18 protein-coding genes are annotated in these 23,498 nt (G+C 62.2%); 9 read left to right on the top strand and 9 right to left on the bottom strand.

Annotation, left to right across the window (positions count from 1 at the left end; translation table 11 throughout):
* Positions 1 to 3: 3 nt before the first annotated feature.
* From ACCD03_RS19445 to tssJ, 9 genes are all read right to left on the bottom strand, one after another.
* On the bottom strand, positions 4 to 420 hold the full coding sequence (locus ACCD03_RS19445) for a hypothetical protein (RefSeq protein WP_156158376.1): 417 nt from the start codon (positions 418 to 420) through the stop codon (positions 4 to 6).
* 145 nt (positions 421 to 565) lie between these two features.
* Positions 566 to 1,273, bottom strand: coding sequence for a hypothetical protein (locus tag ACCD03_RS19440; RefSeq protein WP_413412600.1), 708 nt, complete (start codon positions 1,271 to 1,273; stop codon positions 566 to 568).
* Between the two features lie 73 nt (positions 1,274 to 1,346).
* Positions 1,347 to 2,405: a hypothetical protein gene (locus ACCD03_RS19435; RefSeq protein WP_413412599.1), complete on the bottom strand. Its 1,059-nt coding sequence runs from the start codon at positions 2,403 to 2,405 to the stop codon at positions 1,347 to 1,349.
* A gap of 237 nt (positions 2,406 to 2,642) precedes the next feature.
* Complete coding sequence (locus tag ACCD03_RS19430) at positions 2,643 to 3,701, bottom strand: hypothetical protein (RefSeq protein ID WP_413412598.1); 1,059 nt, start codon at positions 3,699 to 3,701, stop codon at positions 2,643 to 2,645.
* Positions 3,698 to 5,275 carry a hypothetical protein gene (locus tag ACCD03_RS19425; protein ID WP_413412597.1) on the bottom strand — a complete coding sequence of 526 codons (1,578 nt, stop codon included), beginning with the start codon at positions 5,273 to 5,275 and terminating at the stop codon, positions 3,698 to 3,700. Before ACCD03_RS19425 ends, ACCD03_RS19430 begins: the two co-directional genes overlap by 4 nt.
* On the bottom strand, positions 5,272 to 8,055 hold the full coding sequence (locus ACCD03_RS19420) for a type VI secretion system Vgr family protein (RefSeq protein ID WP_413412596.1): 2,784 nt from the start codon (positions 8,053 to 8,055) through the stop codon (positions 5,272 to 5,274). The genes ACCD03_RS19425 and ACCD03_RS19420 overlap by 4 nt, the downstream gene beginning before the upstream one ends.
* 70 nt (positions 8,056 to 8,125) lie before the next feature.
* Entirely contained in the window at positions 8,126 to 8,911 is a 786-nt protein-coding gene (icmH, locus tag ACCD03_RS19415) for a type IVB secretion system protein IcmH/DotU (protein WP_045203977.1), read from the bottom strand.
* Complete coding sequence (gene tssK, locus ACCD03_RS19410; protein WP_045203976.1) at positions 8,908 to 10,254, bottom strand: type VI secretion system baseplate subunit TssK; 1,347 nt, start codon at positions 10,252 to 10,254, stop codon at positions 8,908 to 8,910. The genes icmH and tssK overlap by 4 nt, the downstream gene beginning before the upstream one ends.
* A gap of 15 nt (positions 10,255 to 10,269) precedes the next feature.
* On the bottom strand, positions 10,270 to 10,974 hold the full coding sequence (gene tssJ / locus ACCD03_RS19405; protein ID WP_413412595.1) for a type VI secretion system lipoprotein TssJ: 705 nt from the start codon (positions 10,972 to 10,974) through the stop codon (positions 10,270 to 10,272).
* 328 nt (positions 10,975 to 11,302) lie between these two features.
* Between tssJ and ACCD03_RS19400 the strand changes: the two genes are divergently transcribed.
* From ACCD03_RS19400 to ACCD03_RS19360, 9 genes are all read left to right on the top strand, one after another.
* Positions 11,303 to 11,935: a hypothetical protein gene (locus tag ACCD03_RS19400; protein WP_413412594.1), complete on the top strand. Its 633-nt coding sequence runs from the start codon at positions 11,303 to 11,305 to the stop codon at positions 11,933 to 11,935.
* A gap of 34 nt (positions 11,936 to 11,969) precedes the next feature.
* The gene (gene tssB, locus ACCD03_RS19395) at positions 11,970 to 12,482 is read left to right on the top strand and encodes a type VI secretion system contractile sheath small subunit (RefSeq protein ID WP_009241817.1); all 513 of its coding nucleotides are present in this window, start codon (positions 11,970 to 11,972) and stop codon (positions 12,480 to 12,482) included.
* The gene (gene tssC / locus ACCD03_RS19390; RefSeq protein WP_024978980.1) at positions 12,475 to 13,959 is read left to right on the top strand and encodes a type VI secretion system contractile sheath large subunit; all 1,485 of its coding nucleotides are present in this window, start codon (positions 12,475 to 12,477) and stop codon (positions 13,957 to 13,959) included. Before tssB ends, tssC begins: the two co-directional genes overlap by 8 nt.
* A 105-nt stretch (positions 13,960 to 14,064) precedes the next feature.
* Positions 14,065 to 14,568 carry an Hcp family type VI secretion system effector gene (locus tag ACCD03_RS19385; RefSeq protein WP_009241815.1) on the top strand — a complete coding sequence of 168 codons (504 nt, stop codon included), beginning with the start codon at positions 14,065 to 14,067 and terminating at the stop codon, positions 14,566 to 14,568.
* Between the two features lie 68 nt (positions 14,569 to 14,636).
* On the top strand, positions 14,637 to 15,110 hold the full coding sequence (gene tssE / locus ACCD03_RS19380; RefSeq protein ID WP_009241814.1) for a type VI secretion system baseplate subunit TssE: 474 nt from the start codon (positions 14,637 to 14,639) through the stop codon (positions 15,108 to 15,110).
* A gap of 78 nt (positions 15,111 to 15,188) precedes the next feature.
* The gene (tssF, locus tag ACCD03_RS19375) at positions 15,189 to 17,039 is read left to right on the top strand and encodes a type VI secretion system baseplate subunit TssF (protein WP_045203975.1); all 1,851 of its coding nucleotides are present in this window, start codon (positions 15,189 to 15,191) and stop codon (positions 17,037 to 17,039) included.
* Entirely contained in the window at positions 17,003 to 18,094 is a 1,092-nt protein-coding gene (gene tssG / locus ACCD03_RS19370; protein WP_413412593.1) for a type VI secretion system baseplate subunit TssG, read from the top strand. Before tssF ends, tssG begins: the two co-directional genes overlap by 37 nt.
* 39 nt (positions 18,095 to 18,133) lie before the next feature.
* Complete coding sequence (gene tssH, locus ACCD03_RS19365) at positions 18,134 to 20,857, top strand: type VI secretion system ATPase TssH (protein WP_413412592.1); 2,724 nt, start codon at positions 18,134 to 18,136, stop codon at positions 20,855 to 20,857.
* 21 nt (positions 20,858 to 20,878) lie between these two features.
* Positions 20,879 to 23,498 (top strand): type VI secretion system Vgr family protein (locus tag ACCD03_RS19360; RefSeq protein WP_413412591.1); only part of this gene is annotated, 2,620 nt, incomplete at its 3' end.

Here is a 23,498-nt window from a genome sequence, read left to right as displayed (position 1 = left end):
CGACTAAGGCGCGACATATTCGAGGTACAGAACCCACTCTTCGGCACTGACCGGGATGGCGAGTGCGCGCTTGGTCGGATGAGTCGCCAGCGCGCGGATGTTGTACGCCACGCTGCCCTGAATAGATGCGCGTCGCAAGGCGTCTTTCTCCGGCGCCGACAGCCATGCGCGCCGGAACGCTTCGGGAACCGGAGTCGATTCAGCAAAGCGGGGTTGGCTTGTTATAAGCGAGGCACCCGAAGCGGGCAACTTGATCGCGGCGATCAACGCCACATAGTCGGTTGGGCCCGGTACGCCAATGCCGGTGTTGTTCTCCGGCAGCGTGGCGAGCTCGAACCGGGATGCGGTAGGTAGCGTGCTCAGACGGACGTATTGCGAGAACTCGGCAACGCTGGTGTTGATCGGCGGCTCGGTTCGCATGCAGCCAACGATAGCCACCGCCACGCAGAGCATTGCCCATCGTTGCGAGATGCATCTGTGCATGCGTGCGCTTCGCTCGGCGGCTATCAACTTCATTCCGTCTGATTCACCCTTGCGTTCCTATGCATCAACTGCCGGGAAAAACTCAATCCGCGGCGGTGACACTCAACGATTGCATCCACTGCCCAAGCTGCGCCTCGCCGTCCTCATCCAACTGCCCCGACAGCACTCCATACCATTGAGCAATGGCCTCGATCGGTAGGCTCGCCTTGAGAATGGGCAAGCTGTTTTCCAGGAAGCTGGGGAAAAACGGGATGCCACGCATGTAAAGGAAGTGCGAATCCGTGATGTGGACATGCGCATAGACATCGCGCAACCAAACCAGATACGGCAATGCTTCGGCCATGTGCCCGCTCTGCGTGAGCGACGAGATGAACTGCGTGCGAGCCGTGACGCTGGACATTTCGTGCGTCTGCTCATTGACCTCGTCGAACTTCATCAACCACGCTTCGCCGCGCTTCAATTCGCCGCACATGACCAAGGAGGTCGCCAACTGAAGTGCGTTGTGCGCGCTGGGCTCTTGCTCGAACAGCGCAAGCCAATAAGGAAACGCCTCGGGATAACGGCGCATGTCCGAATAGGCGAGTGCGCATAGGCGGTTGGCGTCGGCGTGGCGATCTGCGTAGGGCGCTGCGGCTGCGATGGCAGTTTCGTGCCGGCCTTGCTGGTAGGCCTCCAGGGCGGGCGCGAGTTCTGGGGCGATGTCAGGCGACGTGTCGTCTTTCGGCTGTGGGGGCGGGGTGGCGACCCGGGTGTTGGCGTTTCGGCCGAATAGTTTTTTCAGTAGGCCCATGGTGTTTGTTTCTGCGGCTGGGGTGTCTGTACGGATTGCTGGCGGGGTCTACAACCAGCTTTTTTGCTGAGTGTTACAGCATTGGATCGGATTGATCGCTATCCCACTGCCAGATTGACGAACCGTAGTCCGATACAACCTCCGACATTGGGGTCCCCTGCGAGAAGAAACGGCGAGACCCTGATTTGGCTGGCGTTATCCAATAGCCGCTCTGCGGACACGCGTGCCCTGCTTCACAGCGCAGATGCAACGTGCTCGAGGGCACGGCTCGGGCAACGGGTTGTGATACGAAGTACCAAGTTGTATCCACCGCTTTCGTTTCTGTCAGCGTAATAGACCGCTCCTCCACATCGTCGTCATCGGGCATCGGGAAATCCGCCCAAACGTCGAGCGGTTTGCCCCAATAAACCTGATATGCGGGTTGCATGGGGTGCCCCTGGACGCAGAATGCGAGGCTAAAGTCGTTGGCACCATCTAACCATTGTTTGGGTACCCATACGCCCGTGCGGGGGCAGGGGGTGCCGGAGCTTCCGTGTACACCGGCGTCAATGGGGTGCTTTGGATATGGACTTGGGGGTGACATGATCCCGTACCCTTGCGCAAATTTAATCGCGTCGGCAGAGTCGCCTACGTGGCTGTCGTCCCGATCGAGATAGATTTGATTGCTTCCAACGGAGCCGCGGTTTAGCCAAAGCCTCCCGCCTGCTTCGTTATTGCGTAACGTTTCGCTTCCCGTGCCGCAGGCATAACTTAGACGGCGGAAGGCGTGATCCCATTTCTTGCGCTGCTCCTCATTCATCCATCCCAGAGGTTGTTCGACGAGCCCGCGGTAGTCTGCTGAGGGAGCCCTCAGAAAATCAATCATCGGCATGTAGTCGCCGCCGTTCTTGATAAAGCCGATACCACGTCGGATGTTCTCGGCATGCGTCAGGTAGCGAGATACCCAGTAGTCGAGGCGAGCGGCGCCATGAATCCCATGTCCGGTAATGAGGTTGTTGTACAGCTCGGCGAATTCTTCGCAGAGGCGGGCGCACAGTTCGTAGTACTCGATCGACGTGGTTTGATAGAGAAACCACGCATCTTGGTCAAGGTTGCGCGGTACGTCGTATGGCCTCAAGTTTGCTGCACGCATTGGATATCGTCGGGTAAGGAAACAATGATTCCTTTTGCTTCTTGTTGATTCCAGTCTGCGAAGCCCCAGCCCGTTTCAAAGGGGCCTTTTACCTGAGGTTTTGCTCTTATTGCGGCGTAGCTTGAAAGAATGCGGCGAGTCAATTGACCATTCTCGGGCCTCCGCTCAAGCCCAGGGGGCGGATCCAGCCTATGCGTTTAGCGCAAAGGGGCGCGCGACGAGTCGAATCCTCTGAACCTACAGCTTCGGATCGGATTGATCGCTATCCCACTGCCAGATCGTCGAACCGTAGTCCGATACAACCTCCGGCATCAGGGTTCCTTGCGAGAAGAACCGGCGGGAGCCTGATTTGGCTGGCGTTATCCAGTAGCCGCTCTTTGGGCAGGGGTTGCCTGCTTCACAACGCAGATGCAGATAGGACAGCGACATAGGTTGAGCAACCGGTTGGGATACGAAGTGCCAAGTCGTGTCCACTGCTTCCGTTACAGGTGACCCCATCGCCATGGCTTCATATTCTGCAGCCATCTCCTCGTCGTATCCAGAGAAAGGGTTATTCAATTCCAATCCCTTTATTCGATAGGCGGGCTGCATGGGGTGGCCCTCGACGCAGAATGCAAGGCTGAAGTCAGTTGCGCCGTCTAACCATTGTCGTGGAACCCATACGCCGGTACGAGGACAGCGGTCACCCGGGTGGACTTGCTCACCAAAATCGATAACGTGCTTCGGATACGGGTTAGGTGGCGAAATGATTCCGTATTCTTCGAAACGTTGAATCGCTCCAGCCGTGTCACCGGGATCGCCGTCATCCCGGTCAAGATAAATTCGATCCTGCCCGATGGAGTGGCGGTTTAACCAGTGAATGCCTTTTGTTAAGTTGTTCCGCAAAACAGCGCTGCCCGTGCCGCAAACGTAGCTAAGCTGTGAAAATTTGCTGTCCCAACGCTTACGCTCTTCATCGCTCATCCAGCCGAGAGGTTGTTCGATTATCCCGCGATAGTCTGTGGAAGGCGTATCGAGGATATCGATCATGGGCATGTAGTCTCCCCCGTTCTTGACGAAGCCGATACCACGCCGGATGTTCTCAGCATGGGTGAGATAGCGCGACACCCAGTAATCGAGGCGAGCTGCACCGTGCAGCCCCTGTCCAGTAATGAAAAGATTGTGCAACTCTGCAAACTCTTCGCACAGACGTGCACACACTTCGTAGTACGGGATCGACGTGGTTTGATAGAGAAACCACGCATCCTGATCGAAGTTGCGCAATACGTTATAAGGCTTCAGGTTTGTCGAGCTCATTGAATATCGTCGGGTAAGGAAACGATGATGCTTTTTGCTTCTTGTTGATTCCAATCCGCGAAGCCCCAGCCCGTTTCGTAGGGGCCTTTTACGTGAGGATCGGTCGCTTTGTCACGTAGCACTGTTGAAACCTTTCTTCCCGTGACGTCTTCCCACTCCACGCGACTATCGAACTCGCCGGGTTTACGGCCAGGTATGGCTTGGCCCGTTTTCGGGTCGATGCGCGGCCGCGCTGCCACGAGTTTGTCCGGTGTGGGATAGAACGCGATTTGGTCGGTGCCGCCAGTCAGATGATACGGAGTACCAGCAAGCTTTTGTGAGGCTGCAGGGCCTTTCCAAACAGCTAGCGTTTCTCCAGCAGGGATTTCATAGACTACATATTGGCCGTTCTGATTCCATTCCGGTTTGACGGCCAGCTTCTCTCGCCATTCTGCGCGGCTCTTCAAGCTGTGGAAGGTCTTTTCGTCAACCCAAAAGACTCCGCCTGCTGCGTTGGTCGGATCCACGATGCGATAGAGTTTTGCGGGGCCAGCGATTTCCTCGACTCGAATCTTGTTGTGTTCGAAGGTCTTCACGAGATCCGCACTAATTTCAGGTGGTGCTGGCTTACCTTTGGCAGCGCGTTGCGCAACTAGCTTGTTTAGTGCACTAGCCGCCGTGTCTGCTTGCTGAGGTGTGGGCGCAGGATGAGGCAGGTCATTCCCCAGCCGCACCCACTTAGGCGGATGCCTGTTCATCAACTGCGCTGCCCCCTGCTCACTCATCGGCGCAATCCAACCCTTGTTGTGCGTGCGCGTATACGCAATCCATGCATGGTCATCCAACCGCTTTGCCGTCACATTCAGGATTGTGCGAATCGGCGCTGTGTACTGCTCAAGCTTCGACGCCATGTCCTGCTTGTTCTTGCGCAGGAAGTCCAGAAAGTCATTCAGTTTCTCGCGCGTCGATGCCGGCACGATCAGTTTCAAGCGGCCGAGAAGCGTCTCAATCTTGTCGGCGGCTTCCAGAAACTGTGTACGAAGCCTCGAGCCATTGACCTTTTCCGCCAGCTCCGTGATCTTCTTTGAACAGAATTTGAAGATGTCGGGCACACCTTCCTTGGTTGCCCACTTGACGACCTTCGAGTTGCTGAGAAACTCTGCGATCTTCGGCAATGCGGCGTCCAGGGCGAGGTTTGTTGCTCGTCCAAGCTTGGTTGCGTCGAGCAAGTCTTCTGCACGTCGGAGGTATTTCCGGATGTACACGAAGGCGATCTTGACCACGCCCTTGACCACCGAGCCGATTTCTGGAAAGAAACCAATGATGGTCAACGCGATGAAGAACAGAATGAGTTTGTTGCCGGGGTCTTTCCTGTACGCACGGATGTTGGCGCAAAGATCACGGACGTCACAGATCGTATCGACGATGGGGATCAACGAGATCACCACGTCGGCCGCAATCTGGCCGGCGGAGCGGTCTTCCTGAAAATCGCCCTGAATAGCTTCCCAGAGCCACAATCCGACGCCTTTGTCTTCGGGCTTCGCTTGGCCGTGAACGATGCCCCAGGCCTCTTCGGTTTGCTGCTGCGTGCTCATACAGTGGTATTCGTTTGGTCTTGTTGAAACTTCGCTTCCTCTTCCTTGATCAGAGGCTCGGTGGTGGCAAGCAAGTCATCAAGAGTGGGACGAGGAACGTCCTTCGCAGCAGGGTTGTTCTTGTAAGTCAGGATGGCCTCTCCCCAAGGAACAGCTTCTTCCCGTTGCTCTGCTGCTCCGTTCAGTTTGCCGCTGCGCTTGGTGCCATCGGTGAACGCCAACTCGTACTCAATGTTCTTCATCGGCAGGCCTTCATAGCCGAGCAGGCTCATCTCAATCCAGTTTGGCGCGTTAGCGGAGATCGGCAACGCCGGCAACGCCGCCGCCTGCCCCCCAGGCCCCTCAAACGGATGCCCGGCCCCCTTAACCGACAGCAGCCCCGACGTCTCAAACGTCACCGCATTCCCTTCCAGCCGGATCAACGAATCCCCACCATGCAGCACGACGTTCTGCTGCGCGAGGATCTCGACCGAATCGGCCGACGAGGTAACGGTGACGGCCTTGTCTGCCAGCACCGCCAACGCATCGGTATGCGCCTGGATCGACACCGGCCCGCCTTCGGCAGTCACGCGGATGCCGTTGCGCTGGGCAAACAGGCTCACGCCCTTGGCCGCCGCCGCGGCGATGACATTGCCCGCTGCGAGGTGCCAGTCAGCCTGCGCGGTGCCGTGCAGATGGCGCCCCGCGTAGACGGTGGTCGTGGCTTGCGAGGTGAGCGCAATGCTCGATGGCGATTCGGTCACCAGCAGCGGCTGACCGAATTTGTCGACGGGCTGCTGAGAATCCTGCCCGTTGACGTTGCTGGGGTACTTACCGTCCTGCGCGGGGTCGAGTGCTTTGTCGATCGGCTCGAAGGCTTCGTTGGCGGCCAGCGGCAGCGCTTGCTGGCTGGAGGCTGCGTCCGACAAGCGCTGTGCAGTTTTCTGCGCGGCGGTGAGTTGCCCTCGCGCTTCGTGGGCGTCGAGCAGTGTGCTGGCGGCTTGCGCTCGTGCGGTGGTCGAGAGCAGCAGGCCCGCACCCGCGCGCACCACGGCCCAGGCATCGGTGCGTAGCTCCGCGCCAGTGCCACGCCAGGTGCCGCGGTCTCCGCCCGTGGCGCCGTGCGAGGTGACATAGCCGAGGTTCAGCTGGCTGTTGGCGGTGGAGCTGGCCAGGCGCGTGCGCAATTGGCCGGGGTGATCGTCGACGACCCACTGGTTGTAGCCGTCGCCGCCAAGGCCCTGCGAGTGCCAGCCGGACAGTACCTGCCCAAGCGGCGCATCGGCAGGTGCCCAGGGCAGGGCGTCTTGCGTGTTGTGCAGCTGCATGGCGATCATCGGACGATCGATGTCGCCGTCGATGAAGGTCAGCAGCACTTGCGTGCCGGCGCGCGGCAGGTGATTGCCGCCCCAGTTCGGGCCCGCGCTGGCGCTGGCCACGCGCACCCAGGCGGTGACCTGCGCGCGGTCGCTGCTGGACGGGTCGGCAAAGGCATTGACCTCCGGTGTGCGTAGCCACGGAAAGCGCACGCGCACGCGATGGTCGCGGTCGGTGGTGAGCGGCGCGCCATCGTCGGCGATGACCACGGCGGCCTGGCCCTCGGGCGCGGTCGGGCGACGGCGGTAGGGCGGCACGATAGGCGCCTCGGCCGGCACAGCGACGAAACGATTGCGGTAGCTGCCCGATTCGATCTCGGTGGTGGCGAGCAGCCTTGCAATGTCGGCGCCGAGGTTGTTGGCGGCTTCGTGTTCGACCTGGAGCGTGACGAACTCGCTGTGCTTGCTGTCGAAATGCTGCGTGAGCGTAAAGCGTTGGCCAGCGCCCAATTGGCGCACGCTGCCTTGCCCCTCGTAGCGCAGGTATGCGCCTTCGTGTGCCTGCATGCGCAACTGCGCGGCGCGGCTGGCCTCTTGCGCATTCGAATATTGATACGAGCCCGAGGCTTCAAAGCGTTCCAGCGTGGGCAGTTCGCCGCCGGGGTCGCTTGCGCTGGCTTGGGCGCTGGTGGCGGCCAATGCCTTGTAGTCCCATGAGGCGAGCGTCACCGCGTTGGTGCCCACGCTGTGCGCGTTTGACAGGCGCTCGATCGCGTCGTCGCTTTCGGTGGCGTCAACGCGATGGAAGCGGATCTCCGGCTGCGGACAGGTGGGCCGTTGCGCATCGTTGTCGAAGATGACGACGGTGTGGCGCGACTGGGCGCTGCCTTGCTGCTGCTTGTCGTCGCTTTGCTCGTGTTCAATGCGGAACGACAGGCCTTCCTCGGCCAGCAGGCGCATCACGAAGGCGTAGTCGGTTTCGCGGTATTGGCAGCAGATCGAGCGCTTGGCGCACGGCTGCGTGGCCGCGATCTTGTAATGCGCGGTGGGATATTCGCTGAAAACCTCTTCGATGATCTCCAGCGCGGTCTTGTCCTGGTAGACAAAGCAATCGCTGCGCGTGCGCAGCCGATCCAGCCACGGCACGACGCGCAGGCGATAGCGCGCGAGGCCGCCATCACCGCCTAGCGATGCGCAATCCGCTACGTAACCGTGCCAGGCGCGTCGCTTGCCGTCGGCTTGCACCAGGCGCAGCGTGACTTCCTGCGAGGCCAGCTTGGCCGTGTCCAGATGCGCCGACGGGCTCAGGCAATCGATATGCAGGACGAACGAGGCCGACACCGCTTCGGTGGCGGTAAAGCGCTCCACGACCAGGTTGTCGGAAGCGAGCGCCGTCTCAAGCGTGATCTGGCGGGTCTGCTGCCCGAGCAGCGCGCCCAGGACGGCTTGTGGCACGGCGGCCGGCAGGTTGGACAAAGGCTTCATCGGAACAGCGTCGCGCTGGGGTTCGTGTTGCGGTTCAGCAGGAGGATGGGCACGCGGCCCATCGTGGCCATCACGGCAGCGAAATCGTCAGGTGCGAGAAGCGCGGCCCGAGCTTGATGACCTGCGAATAGCCTTCCAGCGTTTCGTTGGTCTTGGTGCTCAGCGTGTGCGACAGCCCGAGGAAGCCCAGCAGCCCGATCAGCGCAAACACGGCGCCAAAAATCCACAGCGGCGTTTCACGCTTGAGCATGTGCGCGACCTTGTCGGGCAGCGGCCAGTGCGGTGCAAACGCGGCGCGCTTGCCCTTGATGGCGGAAATCTCGTCGCCCAGGCGTGCGGTCAGGTAAGCCAGTTTCTCCGGCCCTTCGAGGATGTACTTGCCGCGGAAGCCCAGCAGCAGGCACATGTGGAACACCTCCAGCGCCTGCAGGCGGGGCGCGCCGTGCGCACGCAGCTCTTCAAGCTTGACGAAGAAGGTCTCGCCGGCGAGTTGCTCGCCAAACAGCACGAGCTGCAGCGGGCGGCGCTCCCAGGCCGGGCGGATCGCAAAGTTGGACGACAGGATGGTTTCGTCCACGGCCGCGCAAAACGCGTACTTGGCGTCGAACACGTCTTCTGCCGACACGTTGAGGCGCTTGGCGCCACGGTCGAAATCGTCAAGGAAGGCGCGTACGCGATTCAGGAACTCTTCCGCGCTGGCCGGCTGCTGGGCGTTGCGCAACTGGAACAGCATGAAGAAGCCGTCATACAGCAAATCAAGCAGCGTGCGCGCGTGTGTGTTGGATTCACGTGCATCCGCCGCAGCGGTTGCCGGTGCCGAACCGCCAAACAGCGAAGGGGTGGAGGTAGCGCTCATGAAGTCACCGCGATCAGTTCAAGTTTGAGTTCCCGGATACCGGCCGGGGCATAGATAGTGAGGGTCTGCGCTTGCAGCATGCGTTCGTACAGCATGCCCCGTGCTTCAACGGCGAAGTAGCACGCGCCCGGGCGCACCGGAATGGCGGGCGGCACTTGTGGCGTATACGTGAGTGGCACGCCGGGCATGGACGACAACACGAGCTTTTCCACGTCGTCGGGTGCACCGACCTTGAAGCGCGCCGGAATGGCTTCCACCAGCTCGGCTGCGGGCATGTCTGCCGACACCGACAGATAGAAGCTGGTCTGGTCGTCGATCTTGCCGGAGTCGATGCGGCCGAGGTGGAACGAAGGGCGCGTCTCTTCCAGAGCGATCGCGAAGTAGCGCGTGGAGATGACGGTATCGAGCAGCTCGCGCACGATCGTGTCGAGCTTGGCAAACACCGGGCCCGGATTGTCGTGGTCGTAGGCAGGCAGGTCGGCCAGCGTGTAGCTCTTGGTGAACGTCATCAGCGCGCCGGCCAGGCGCAGCATTTCCTGGAACAGGCGCTCAGGGTGCAGGTCGGGGTGGTGATACAGATGCGACAGCGCCGCGAAGGCGGCATTGGCCGTATGCAGCAGCCAGAACGATGCAATGTCGCCGGAGCGGAATTCAATGATGTTTTTGGTCGGCTCGCGGTGAAAACCGTACAGCGCGTTGACCTTGGCCTGCAGCGCGTCAAGCAGCCGGCGCAGGCGTTGATACAGCACGGCCGAGGCGTTGATCGCCATGCTGGGCGCGACAAAGTTTTCGTCCAGTTCAAAGCCGCCGGTGCCGGTGCGCCGCACGCGCACCACGGGCAGCGAGATGAACTGCTCGCGCGGTTCCGTCTCGGCAATCAGCTTGACCGACTTCTTTAGATACGTGATGGCAGCAGGCTCGGCCTCGGTATACAGGTCTGCCGTTTCCTCTTCCGTGCCGACAAAGCGCGATACCGATGCGCCTTCGATCTGCTCGCGGTAGTTGCCGCCGTTGTCTTGCAACGGATACAGCGCGATATGGAACGTCAGCTCCGACACGCCGGCGGGAATGGCATCCAGCACCAGCGGAGGCGGAAGCGCATCGGCCTGCGGAGCGAAATACAGCTCGCCATCGGGAAAGAACAGCGACAGCTCAATCACGCGCAGCACGCCGCTGGCCAGCGCATCGGTATCGAAGCGCGCATGGCGGATGCCCCATCCGTATGGCTGGATGACTTGCGCGGTCGCGTGCAGGCGCGACTCGTGATACGCGTCCTGACGCTGGAAATGCTGCGGACGCAGGAACAGCCCTTCGCCCCAGAGAATCTTTGCGGAGTAACTCACGTTGGCCCTTGTTGTTCAGCTACCGCAAACCGCGGGGGAGAGCAGGTTGACATCAGTCAGCGGCGTGGCGCCGGCGGGGGTGGTCAGCGTGCCGGACGTGACCGTCATGGCGCAGGCGTGCAGCCCGATCACGATGCCCGACTTCTCGTTCTTCTCGGTGTTGAAAGCAAATTTCCAGCGCTGTGCTGCAGGGCTGCGGAACAGCGCCACGATGCCCAGCGTGGTGGCCTCGCGCGAGACCTTCTCGGTGAAGTCGTAGCGCTGACCCGGGATCAGCGTCATTTCCCGCACATTGACCAGATCCGCGCCCAGCGTTTGCTTCTCACGCGCCGGGTCGATGAACGTGTCATACGGCGCCTGCAGGAAGCTGGTCGGGTCTTTCAGTGAATACAGGCGCACCACCAACGCTACCGGGCGGCGGTCGTTGGCTGCGTTCAGATTGTTGCCGGCAGTCATCTTGAGCGGCACTTCGCGCGGGGGCTTCTGCGCGTCGGGCAGGTTCGACGATTTGAGCCCCATCGCTTCCAGGGCGCCGTTGGCCGCACCAGCCAGCACGCTCGCACCGGTGGAGCAGGCGGCTAATGCGGCCACGCTGGCGCTCACCAGCATCAGCTTGAGCGCCCCTGCGAGACGGTGCTTCAGAGAGTGCTTCAGAAGGCTGCCGCAGCCCAGCTGCCTTGCCGCTTGCCCCCAAGCAGCATCGAATTTCATCATCTTCATGCCTGATTTCTGAATTACTTAATTCTCTTTGTTTGACTGCTGTCGCGCCTGTTCCGCTAAAGGAATCCGGTGAATTGTTTCGATTTCTTAATAAAGGAAAACCGAAGAATGTTTCCGTTTCTTAATAATCGGAGATCGTTGCCCGGCGCGGCTCTAAGGCGTTGAATACAAAGGATGTTTCGGTTCCTTAATAATCCGTTTTTGGTTGTCAACGGCAACGAGCGGAGTGTACTATTTCGCGCCAGTCGAGACCAACATTTAACTCGCCAATTCCGGCGAATTTGATTGGGTATCGACACACCGCTTTGAAACTTTGAAGAGTCTCGCCGTGGCCAAATTCTCGTCTACCTCCGTTCTCCGTTCCTTCATCGTGCTGGCTGCTGCCACCGCTCTCTTTGCGGGTTGCGCGACTACCAACCCCGGGCCCCAAACCGACGAGGCCTTCGGCCAGAGCATGTCGGAGGCGGAAGCTGCGGCCAAGGGCGGCCAGCAGGACAAGGCAATTGATCTGTACCAGCAGATCGCCAAGCAGAACCCGACCCGTGACGAGCCGTGGGTGCGCATCGCGCAGATCCAGTTCGGCGCAGAGAAGTACCCGCAGGCCATCCTGGCCGCAGAGGAAGCCCTGCAGCGTGACAACGCTGATCGCCAAGCCAAGAGCATCCTGGCTGTGAGCGGCCTGCGCGTGGCGCGCCGTTCGCTGCAAGAGCTGCGTGCCGACAGCGCGCTGGCCGGCGACGTCAAGACCGACGCGCAAGTGCTTGCCAAGATGCTGCGCGACACGCTGGGTGAGCAGGTCCTGTTCCCGGGCGAACAACCGGTTGTCAAGCAACCTGTGCGCCGCCCGACCCGCGTTGTTCGCCGCCCGGCTCACGCTGTTGAGCACGGCACCACTGCTGCGCCTGCAGCTGCTACCGGTGCTGCCAGCGGCAGCGCAGACCCGTTCGGCGCACTGCGTTAAGCGCAGCGCTGGTTCGCATTCCTGGAGGAACGTGATGGCCAAGAAAGAAAGCGTACAGAAGCGTCTGCAAAAGGTGCGTCCGCCGCGTGTACAACTGACGTATGACGTCGAAATCGGCGACGCAATCGAGACGAAGGAGCTGCCATTCGTGGTGGGCGTGGTGGCTGACCTGTCGGGCCAATCCGAAGTGCAGCAACCCAAGCTGCGCGATCGCAAGTTCGTCAACATCGACCGCGACAACTTCGACGAAGTGATGAAGGGCGTGGAGCCGCGCGCGGCGTTCCAGGTGCCGAACACGCTGACGGAAGACGGCGGCCGCTTTGGCGTCGACCTGAAGTTCCGCTCGCTGGAAGACTTCAGCCCCGAAGCCGTGGTTGAGCAAGTGGAGCCGCTGCGCAAGTTGCTCGAAGCCCGCTCCAAGCTGGCTGACCTGCGCAACAAGATGGCCGGTAACGACAAGCTGGAAGACCTGCTGTCGGAAGTGTTGAAGAACACCGAAAACGCAAAGAAGCTGGGCGCCAAGCAAAACGGGGGCGAGGATGCTTGAGAACCAATCCGCTGCGCAGGGCGCCTCGGTTGCGGAAGAGGTGAGCCTGCTGGACAGCATCGTCGAGCAAAGCCGCGTCGCCAAGTCCGACTCCGAGCGTGAACGCGCGAAAGACATCATCGGCGAGCTCGCAAGCCAGGTGCTGAGCGGCACCGTGGTGGTGTCCGACAACCTGTCTGCCACGCTCGATGCACGTGTGGCCGAGCTGGACCGCCTGATCTCGCAGCAACTGAGCGCAATCATGCATGCGCCGGAATTCCAGAAGCTGGAATCCACCTGGCGCGGCCTGAACTATCTGGTCAAGGAAACGAGTACCGGCCAGACGATCAAGATCAAGGCGCTCAACGCGACCAAGCGCGATCTGACGAAAGACTTCAAGACCGCGATCGAGTTTGACCAGAGCGCGTTGTTCAAGAAGGTCTACGAAGAAGAATTCGGCACCTTTGGCGGTGCGCCGTTTGGCGCGCTGATTGGCGACTATGAAGTCACGCGTCAGCCCGAAGACATGTACTTCATCGAGCAGATGGCGCACGTCGCAGCGGCTTCGCATGCGCCGTTCATTGCGTCGTCGTCACCTGAGTTGCTCGGCCTGGAATCGTTTGCCGACCTAGGCAAGCCGCGCGACCTGGCCAAGGTGTTCGACACGGTTGAATACGCCAAGTGGAAGTCGTTCCGCGATTCGGAAGATTCGCGCTACGTGGGGCTGACCTTGCCGCGTTTCCTGGGCCGTCTGCCGTACAACCCGAAGGACGGCACCGTGGTCGAGAGCTTCAACTTTGTTGAAGACGTGGATGGCACCGATCACAGCAAGTACCTGTGGTGCAACGCCGCTTGGGCGTTCGGCGCCCGCCTGACGGCAGCGTTTGACGACTTCGGCTGGTGCGCTGCCATCCGCGGTGTGGAAGGTGGCGGCCTGGTCGAAGACCTGCCGACACACACCTTCAAGACGGACGACGGCGAAATCGCACTCAAGTGCCCGACCGAGATCGCCATTACCGACCGCCGCGAGAAGGAACTGAGCGACCTCGGCTTCATTCCGCTCGTGCATTGCAAGAACACGGACTACGCCGCGTTCTTCGCCGCACAGTCGGCGCAGAAGGCCAAGAAGTATGACTCCGACAGTGCAAACGCCAATGCTGTCCTGTCCGCGCAGCTGCAATACATCTTCTCGGTATCGCGCGTGGCGCATTACCTGAAGGCGATGATGCGCGACAAGATCGGCAGCTTTGCCTCGGCCAAGAACGTTGAGACGTTCCTGAACCGCTGGATTTCGCAGTACGTGCTGCTGGACGACAACGCCACGCAAGAACAGAAGGCGCAATTCCCGCTGCGCGAGGCGTCGATCCAGGTGGCGGAAGTGCCGGGCAAGCCGGGCACGTACCGCTCCGTGGCGTTCCTGCGGCCGCACTTCCAGTTGGATGAACTGTCGATCTCGCTGCGCCTGGTGGCGGATCTGCCCAAGTCGGCCAACTCGTAATTCCTGACCGGACTCTCCCCGGGGGGGAATGTTCGGGCATAACCACCCGTTACGCTCGTTACCCGTTGCAGTACCAACAACCAATCTATTGAAGAGGGTCTCTGTATGAAGGATATCTACGTCAAGTTCGATAGCCCGGCCATCAAGGGGGAGTCGCAAGACAAGGATCACAAGGACTGGATCGAAATCAACAGCTGGTCGCAAGCAATCAGCCAACCGCGTTCGGCCACGGCTTCGACCGCCGGCGGCCACACGGCTGAGCGTTGCGAGCACCGCGACATGGTCTTCACGAAGGATCTGGACGTCGTCAGCCCGCTGCTGTACCAGCACGCTTCGGGCGGCACGACCTTCGGCGAAGTGACCATCGAGTTCTTCCGCGCAGACGGCGAAGGCAACCGCGTGAAGTACCTCGAAGTCAAGCTGAAGAACGCCATCCTGAGCGAAGTCGATTCGCAAGTGGTCGCTCAAGGCATTCCGACCGACACCTTCAGCCTGCGCTACGCCGCTGTGCAGTGGAAGTACACGCAGCAGAAGAGCGCCGGCGGCCAAGGCGGCAACTCGCAAGGCGCCTGGAGCCTCACCAAGAACGACAAGACCTACTCGGTTTAACGTTTGGTGTTCTCCTGATGACAAGAGCCGCAGCCGCCGTGCTGCGGCATCTTGTTTTCTAGCAGCATATGAAAGGCTTCGAACCCAGCCTGCTCGACAAGCTCTTCGACGACGAGCCGCACGCGCCCATGCCCACGGCATTGCGCCAGCTCTCACTTGAAGAACTCAAGAGCACCGTGGCACGCGATATTGAATCCTTGCTCAACACGCGCATCGTGTTGGAAGAGGAGGACTTGCACGGCTTGCCGGAATGCAAGCGGTCGTTGCTCACGTATGGCCTGAACGATTTTTCCGGCCTGAGCCTGGCCAGTTTCTACGACCGCAACTACATCTGTCAGTCGCTTACCAAGGCGATCGAGCGGCACGAGCCGCGTCTGCAGCATGTGAATGTGTCGCTGGAGATCAATGAGCGCGCGACCAATGCCTTGTGCTTTGGGATCAGCGCGGTGCTGCTGGTGGGGCCCGCTCGCGAGCCCGTGAGTTTTGACGCCATGCTGCAACCCTCGACGCTGCGGTATTCCGTGTCGCGCGGACGCGGCTGAGATTGCACGACCCTGCATACGGCACCACCCGCAACACGCTGAAGCACCCGCAGGACCGCCACCGGACCGCCACGAAGAATGGAAGAGCTGCTGCCTTATTACGAACGAGAACTGGCCTTCCTGCGCCGGTACTCGCGCGACTTCGCCGAGCGGTATCCGAAGATCGCCGGCCGCCTCGCCATGTCTGGCGACGGCTGCGACGATCCGCATGTCGAGCGGATGATCGAATCGTTCGCCTTCCTGACCGCACGTGTCAGCAAGAAGCTTGACGATGACTACCCCGAATTTACCGAGGCGCTGCTGGAGGTGCTGTATCCGCACTACCTGCGGCCCTTTCCATCGTGCTCGGTGGCGCATTTCGATGTGCGCGGCGTGGCTGCGCAACTGAGCGCGCCGGTCACGATCGCACGCGGCACGTTTCTCACCACACGCGTGGTGCGCAAGGTCGAATGCCGTTTCCGCACTGCATACGACGTCACGTTCGCGCCGGTGCGTGTTGCCGGTGCAACGTTCGAGCGCGCGGTGTCTGCGCCGGCCGCTGTGCAACTGCCCAAGGGCGCGACGGGCTCCATTGCGATCACGCTGGAATACGTGGGCGAGCGCGGCGGTTTTGAATCGCTGTCGATGGACAAGCTGCGCGTCTACATGGACGGCGAACCGTCTTTCGTGGCCGCGCTGGGTGACGCGCTGTTCCTGCATACCGCGGCCGGCTATGTGGAAGCCGAACGCGCAGGCGTCTGGAAGCGCCTGATTTCCGTGCCCCTGCACGAAGTCGGTTTTACCGAAGACGAATCCCTGATCGATTGCCCGGCACGCTCGCACCCGGCCTATCGGCTGCTGACCGAGCACTTCAGCTTTGCCGAGAAATTCAACTTCTTCGACATCGACCTAGCTGCATTGCGACGCGGCATGACGCCGGGCGTGCCGGTGCGCCGTCTGACGCTGCATCTGGTGCTGAAAGACTTGCGCAGCGATTCGCACGCTGCGCGCTTGCTTGAAAACCTGCAACCTGAGCACCTGCGCCTGCATTGCACGCCCGTGGTCAATCTGTTCCAGCAGAAGGCCGACCCGATCCGCATTGAACATACGGCCAGTGCCTATCCGGTGGTGGCCGATAGTCGGCGCGCGCACGGCTTTGACATCTACTCCATCGATAACGTGCAGCTGGTGCGCGAAACCACGGCGCACGAGAAGGTCACGGAGTTCCGGCCGTTCTATTCCCTGCATCACGGTGAAGAGCCCGGCCGCGCGGGCCATTACTGGCTGGCACGCCGCAACGAGCTGATCGCGCAGCGCAGCCCGGGGTTCGAAACCGAGATCTCCATCGTCGATACGCACTTCGATCCGACCAGCCCGCAGACCGACACGCTGAGCCTGACCGTCACCTGCACGAACCGCGACCTGCCTTCGACGCTGGCGTTCGGGCAGCCCGATGGCGATCTGTCGATGGAAGGCAGCTCCATTGCCCGCAATATCACCTTCCTGCGCAAGCCGACGCCTTCCATGCGGTTTGGTGGCGGCCGCGCGGCGCAGTGGCGTTTGATCTCGCTGCTGGCGCTGAACCATCTGTCGCTCGTGCAGAACGGTTTGCCGACATTGAAAGAGATGCTGCGCCTGCACGATCTGCCGCGCAACGCGATCTCGGCACGGCAGATCGAGGGCATCGTTGCCCTGGACTACCAACCGGCGACGCAGTGGCTGGCGGGCAAGCCGTTCGCCACCTTCGTGCGCGGCCTGGAAGTGCGTCTCACGCTGGATGAAGACGCCTTTGTGGGCACCGGCATGCACCGGTTCATCCGCGTGCTGGATCACTTCTTCGGCCTGTACGTCCACATGAACAGCTTTGTGCAGCTGATTGCGGTCTCGCGCCGCAGTGGCAAGGAATTGGTCAAATGCGCACCCCGCAGCGGCGAATCGATCCTGGTGTGATCCGGCGGCTGCTCAAGCAGCCGCACCGATACCAATTCTTCCAGGCCGTGCGCCTGCTGGAGCAGCTGTTTGCGCGCGAAGGCGGCATGGCGCCCGAGCAGGCGCTGGCCACGCGTCTGAGCTTTCGCAACACGCTCTCGCTCTCGTTTCCGCCCAGCGAATTGCAGCACATCGAGGCCGAGGGCATTACCGCCGAGATGCTCGAAACCGATGCCGCGTTCATCGCTGCGCTGGAAGAGGGCGCGCTCGATTCGCTGGCGATCACGCCCACGTTCTTCGGCATGCTGGGCGGCCAAGGTGCCTTGCCGCTGCGCTACACCGAAATCGTGGCCGAGCGCGAAAGCCTGTGGCGCGACCGCGCAGCCCGTTCGTTCTTCGATATCTTTTCAAACCGGGCGACCGCGCTGTTCTATCTGGCGTGGAAAAAATACCGCCTGCCGTTCCAGTACGAAGTCGACAGCAACAAGCATTACCTGCCGCTGCTGCTGTCGCTGGCGGGCGCGGCTGACAAGACGCTGCGCAGCGATCTTTCCACCACGCCGGGGCCGATCCTCGACGAGGCGCTGGCCGGTTATGCCACGGCGATCCGGCATCGGCCGGTGTCTGCGGCGTATCTGCAGCGCGTGCTGTCGGATTACTTCCAGGCGCCCATACGGGTGGAGCAGTTCGTTGGCGGGTGGTATCGCGTGCCGGCGTCGCAGTACACGCGGCTGGGCAGCACCAACAACCTGCTGGGGGCCACGGCGTTGGCCGGCGCCCGGGTATGGCAGCGCGACTTGCGGGTGCGCCTGTGGGTCGGGCCGCTCAAGCGCGCGCAGTACCGCAATTTCCTGCCGGGTGCGTCTGGCGCGCTGGCACTGCGCAAGATGCTGACCATCCTGTGCGGCACCACGCTGGAGTTTGAGATCAAGCTGATCCTGCGCCACCAAGACGTGATCGGCAGCTCGCTGGACAACAGCAACGACGGCCGCCTGGGCTGGGACACTTTCCTGTGCTCCCGCCCCGCGCAGCAGGACCGCAGCGATGCGCAGTACACGCTCGCGCCGCTGCATTGATACCGACACATTCATCGATTCTTCCGGAGCGCTGCCGCCATGGCCATCCCACTCAAAACCCTGATCGCCAAGCTGAACGCGACGAGCCGGCAAGCCGCCGAGCGCGCCGCATCGCTGTGCATGGCGCGCGGCAACTACGAGGTCGATCTCGAACACCTGTTCCTGGCGCTGCTGGAAAACCGCCGCAGTGACTTCGCCGTGGCTGCCCGTGCCAGCGGTATCGACTTGGCCGCGCTGCAACGTGACCTGGAAGCCGAGATCGGCCGCTTCCAAACCGGCAACACGCGCACGCCAGCGTTCTCGCCGTACCTGCCAAAGCTGTTCGAGCACGGTTGGTTGATCGCCTCGCTCGATTCGCAAATCACGCGCATTCGCTCCGGCCATCTGCTGCTGGCACTGTTGACGGAGCCGAGCCTGTCGGCGCTCGCGCAACGTGGCTCGCGCCTGTTCGGGCAGATTCAGGCGGACCGCCTCAAGCACGATTTCGATCGACTGACTGCCGGTTCGGATGAACAAGTGCAGGCCGTGGATATTGCCGACGACGGCGCAGACGCAACACAGGGCGAAGGCGGCAAGCCCGCTGCTGCCCTGACGGCCACACCGGCGCTGGATCAATTCACCGTCGACCTGACCCAATCCGCGCGCGATGGCCGCATCGACCCTGTGATCGGCCGCGATGCCGAGATCCGCCAGGTGATCGACATCCTGATGCGTCGCCGCCAGAACAACCCGATCCTCACCGGGGAAGCCGGCGTGGGGAAGACCGCTGTGGTGGAGGGTCTAGCCTTGCGCGTCGCTGCCAACGACGTGCCGCCGCCGCTGCAGGGCGTGACGCTGCGCACGCTCGACATGGGGCTCTTGCAGGCCGGCGCCAGCGTCAAGGGCGAATTCGAGAACCGACTGAAGAACGTGATCGACGAGGTGAAGAAGAGCCCGAAGCCGATCATCCTGTTCATTGACGAAGCGCACACGATTATTGGTGCCGGCGGGCAGGCCGGGCAGAACGATGCGGCCAACCTGCTCAAGCCCGCGCTCGCGCGCGGTGAGTTGCGCACGATCGCGGCCACCACGTGGAGTGAATACAAGAAGTACTTCGAAAAAGATGCCGCGCTGGCACGCCGCTTCCAGGTCGTGAAGGTGGAAGAGCCCAGCGAGCCGCTGGCCGCCGCCATGCTGCGTGGCATGGCCGGGCTGATGGAGCGCCACTTTGGTGTGCGCGTGCTGGATGAGGCGATTACCGAGGCGGTGCGGTTGTCGCATCGCTATATCAGCGGCCGCCAACTGCCGGACAAGGCCGTCAGCGTGTTGGACACCGCCTGCGCCAAGGTGGCGTTGGGCCAGAGTGCCACGCCCGGTGCCATTGAAGACGACCAGAAAACGTTGGAACGCCTGCAGGGTGAAATCAACGCCCTGGAGCGCGAGCAAAGCGCCGGCGCCGAGCACGACGCACGCCTGAAGGCGCTGAACGAGCAGCGTACGGAACTGGAGCAACGCGTCGCACAGAACACCGAACGTCTGGCGCAGGAGCGCGCGCTGGTTGCACGCATTCAGGCGCTGCGCGAGGCGCGCGAAAGCGATGCCGCGCAAGCCGGCGAGGAGGACGCACTGCCCGTGGCCGCCAACAGCGACGTGGTGTCGATCCCCAAGCGCAAGCGCGCTGCCGACAAAGCGGACGAACCGGACGAACTGGCCAAGCTGCTCGCCGAACTGCGCGCGCTGCAAGGCGAATCGCCCATGGTGCCGCTGCAGGTGGATGGTCATGTCGTGTCGGAAATCGTCTCGGCCTGGACGGGCATTCCGCTGGGCCGCATGGTCAAGGACGAACTGCGCACGGTGCTGAACCTCAAGCCGCTGCTGGCCGCCCGCGTGATCGGGCAGGACCACGCGCTGGATGCAATCGCGCAGCGCGTGCGCACCGCCACCGCCAACCTGGAAGACCCGAACAAGCCGCGCGGCGTATTCCTGTTTGCGGGCCCGTCGGGCGTGGGTAAGACGGAAACGGCGCTGGCGCTGGCGGACATTCTCTACGGTGGCGAGCGCAAGCTCATCACCATCAACATGAGCGAGTACCAGGAAGCGCACAGCGTGTCGGGCCTCAAGGGCTCGCCGCCGGGTTATGTCGGTTATGGCGAAGGCGGCGTGCTGACCGAAGCCGTGCGTCGCAACCCGTACAGCGTCGTGCTGCTGGATGAAGTGGAGAAGGCTCACCCTGACGTGCTGGAGATGTTCTTCCAGGTGTTCGACAAGGGAGAGATGGACGACGCGGAAGGCCGCCCCATCGACTTCCGAAACACCATCATCATCCTCACGTCGAACGTCGGGTCGCAGGCCATCATGCAGGCCTGCCTGAACAAGTCTGCCGAAGAACTGCCCGACACCGATGCGCTGGCCGAGCAGCTGCGCCCGACGCTCTACAAGGCGTTCAAGCCCGCATTCCTGGGGCGCATGAAGGTGGTGCCGTATTACCCGATTTCCGATGACGTGCTGGCCGAGATCATCACGCTCAAGCTGGGTCGCATCCGCGATCGCGTGGCCATTAACCACAAGGCGACGTTCCAGTGGGACAACGCGTTGGTTGAATCCGTGCTCGCACGCTGCACTGAAGTGGATGCCGGCGCCCGCGCGGTTGATCACATCCTCAACGGCACGCTGCTTCCGCAGATTGCAGAGTCGGTGCTGACGCGCATGGCCGAGGGCGGCAGCGTCGAGAAGATCAAGGTCGGCGTCGGCAAGAACGGCGAGTTCAAGTACCGCATCAATTAAGTCGCTTCGCTGGAGCACATCATGGTCTCTCCGACCGAGTTGGCAAACCTGCTACGTGCATCGTTCTCGCAGGCCGACCGGCTGCTGCGCCTGGAAACGCCGTTGGGGCCGAACGCGCTGCTGCCTGAACAGGTAGACGTTGCCGAGCACATCGACGCAGGCGGTTTTCGGCTGGAACTCACGGCGCTGTCTGACAACGCTGACATCGATTCGGCCAAGTTGCTCGGCCAGCCGGTGCGGCTCGACTTGCTGACGCAGCAAAGCCGAAGCGCGCTGCGGCCGTTTCATGGTCACGTGACGCGCTTCGAGCAGGTGGGGGCCAACGGCGGCCTGGTGCGCTATCGGCTGGTGATCGAGCCCTGGCTCGCGTTCCTGCGCCATCGGCAGGACAGCTTCCTGTTCCAGGACATGTCGGTCATCGAGGTGATCGACAGCCTGTTTGGCGACTACCAGGGCCAAGGCCGCCTGGTGCCCGCATGGCGCTGGGCCTTGCGCGACAGCTCGGTCTACACGCGCCGCAGCGTCATCACGCAATACGACGAAAGCGACTTCGATTTCGTCACGCGCCTGTTGGCCGAAGAGGGACTGTTCTACTTCTTCGAGCATGAAGCCAAGGATGGCGACGCGCTGGGCGTGCACCGCATGGTCATTGCCGATTCCAATGACGTGTTCGTCGACAACGCGCAGGCAAGCATCCGTTTCGGCCGCGCAGATGCCACCGCCACCGAAGACGTGATTGACCGTTGGCAGGGCGCACGCCGCTGGCAGACCAATGCCGTATCGATCGCCAGTTGGGACTACCGTTCCAACGCCAAGCGCACAGCCCAGCTTGGGGCGCAGCAGCAAGGCAACGACGGCCCGCAACTGACGCTGCAAGACACCGACTACCCCGGTCAGTACTGGTTTGAAGACAACAACCAGGCGCAGCGCGTCGCGCGCCTGATGATGGAAGCGCTTGAGCTGCGCGACAAGCAGTTCGATGGCGAAGGCACTGCGCGCACGTTGGCGACCGGCACGCGCTTCCAGTTGCTCGATCATTTCGATCATGACGATGGCGAGCAGCGCTTTGCGGTGTTGGCCGTGACGCACCAGGCGCGCAACAACTTCAACGACCGCTTCGGCCAGGTCCTGACCGAAACGTTGGGCGGGCTGCGCGGCGGCGATGTGTTGGCCGCTGGCAGCAACCATGGCACGGGCGAGGACGCGCCGTTTTATCGCAACCACTTCACCGTCGTGCGCGACAACGTGCCCGTGCGCCCGCAGCAAAGCGACGAGCAAGGCCGCGCGCTGCACCCGCGCCCGACCGTCAACGGCAGCCAGACGGCGCTGGTGGTGGGGGCGGAAGGGCCCGTGCATACCGATCGGGACCATCGAATCAAGGTGCAATTCCACTGGCAGCGTGGCGCACGCTCGGCCAGCCGCCAGTCGCATCCGGCCGGTGACGACAATGCGCGTGCCAGCGCCGGCCTTGGCGCATGGGTGCGCGTGACAGCGCCCGTGGCCGGACCGAACTGGGGCGGTGTGGCGCTGCCGCGCGTCGGCCAGGAAGTGCTGGTCGAATTCCTGCAAGGCGACATCGATCGGCCCGTCGTGGTGGGTGCGGCCTATAACGGCAGCGGCCAGACCGACGCGCAATACAACCAGAACCAGGCAGGCGCCGCGGGTGCCACCGGCAATGCCCCAGCGTGGTTTGCCGGTGGCAACAAGAGCCAGGGTGCCTACGCCCACAATGCCGTGCTGTCTGGCATCAAGACACAGGCGCTGGCCGGCAGCCAATCGGGCTCATCGGGCTACAACCAGTTGGTCTTTGATGATTCCGAAGGGCAGGGCCGCACGCAGCTAAGCACCACGCAGGCGGCCACGGGCCTCGTGCTTGGCCATCACAAGGAACAGATCGACAGCGCGCGGCAGGCAGACCTCGGCCACGGGGCCGCGCTGGCCACCGACGACAGCGGCAGCGTGCGCGCCGGCGCCGGCCTGCTACTCACCGCGCACAGCGCCGGCACCAGCGCCTCGCTGCAGGACAGCGAAGCCGCCGCCACCCAGATCGAGGCCGTGAGCGACCTCGCCGAATCGCTTGCCGACGCAGCGCAGAAGCAGAAGGCCGGCTTGGCCGACGAACCTGCCGCTAAGGAGCTCCCCGCGCTCAAGCAACTGCGCCACACCACTGAAGTGCTGCGCCATGCCGAGAACGCCGGCGAAGGCGCCGAAGCGGTTGCCTATAGCGAGCCGCATCTGCAGGTCTCCGCGCCTAAGGGCATCGTCAGCACGACGCCGGTGGATGCGGTGCTGGTGGCGGGCACCCAGGCCACGCTGGTTGCCAAGCAGGACACCAATGTTGCCGCGGGCGGCAATCTGTCAGTCGCAGTTGCCGAGGGATTGAGCCTCTACGCGCACGGCAAATCGCTTGGGCAGGCGGGCGACTCGACACCGGGCATCGCCATGCATGCCGCCAGCGGCAAGGTTGGACTCTCCAGCCTCAAGGGCGAGAGCCACTTGGTGGCGGAGAAGGCTGTGACGGTGGCGTCCACCCAGGGCAACGTGACTGCAGAGGCGAAGCAGCATGTGCTCGTCAATGCAGCCGGTGCGCAGATCAAGGTGACGAACGGCACGATTGAGCTGCATGCGCCTGGGATGGTGA

This window comes from Ralstonia sp. Ralssp135 (assembly GCF_047304345.1).
In the GTDB taxonomy this organism is placed as follows: domain Bacteria; phylum Pseudomonadota; class Gammaproteobacteria; order Burkholderiales; family Burkholderiaceae; genus Ralstonia; species Ralstonia chuxiongensis.
This window is presented reverse-complemented; position numbering and strand designations above follow the sequence as displayed.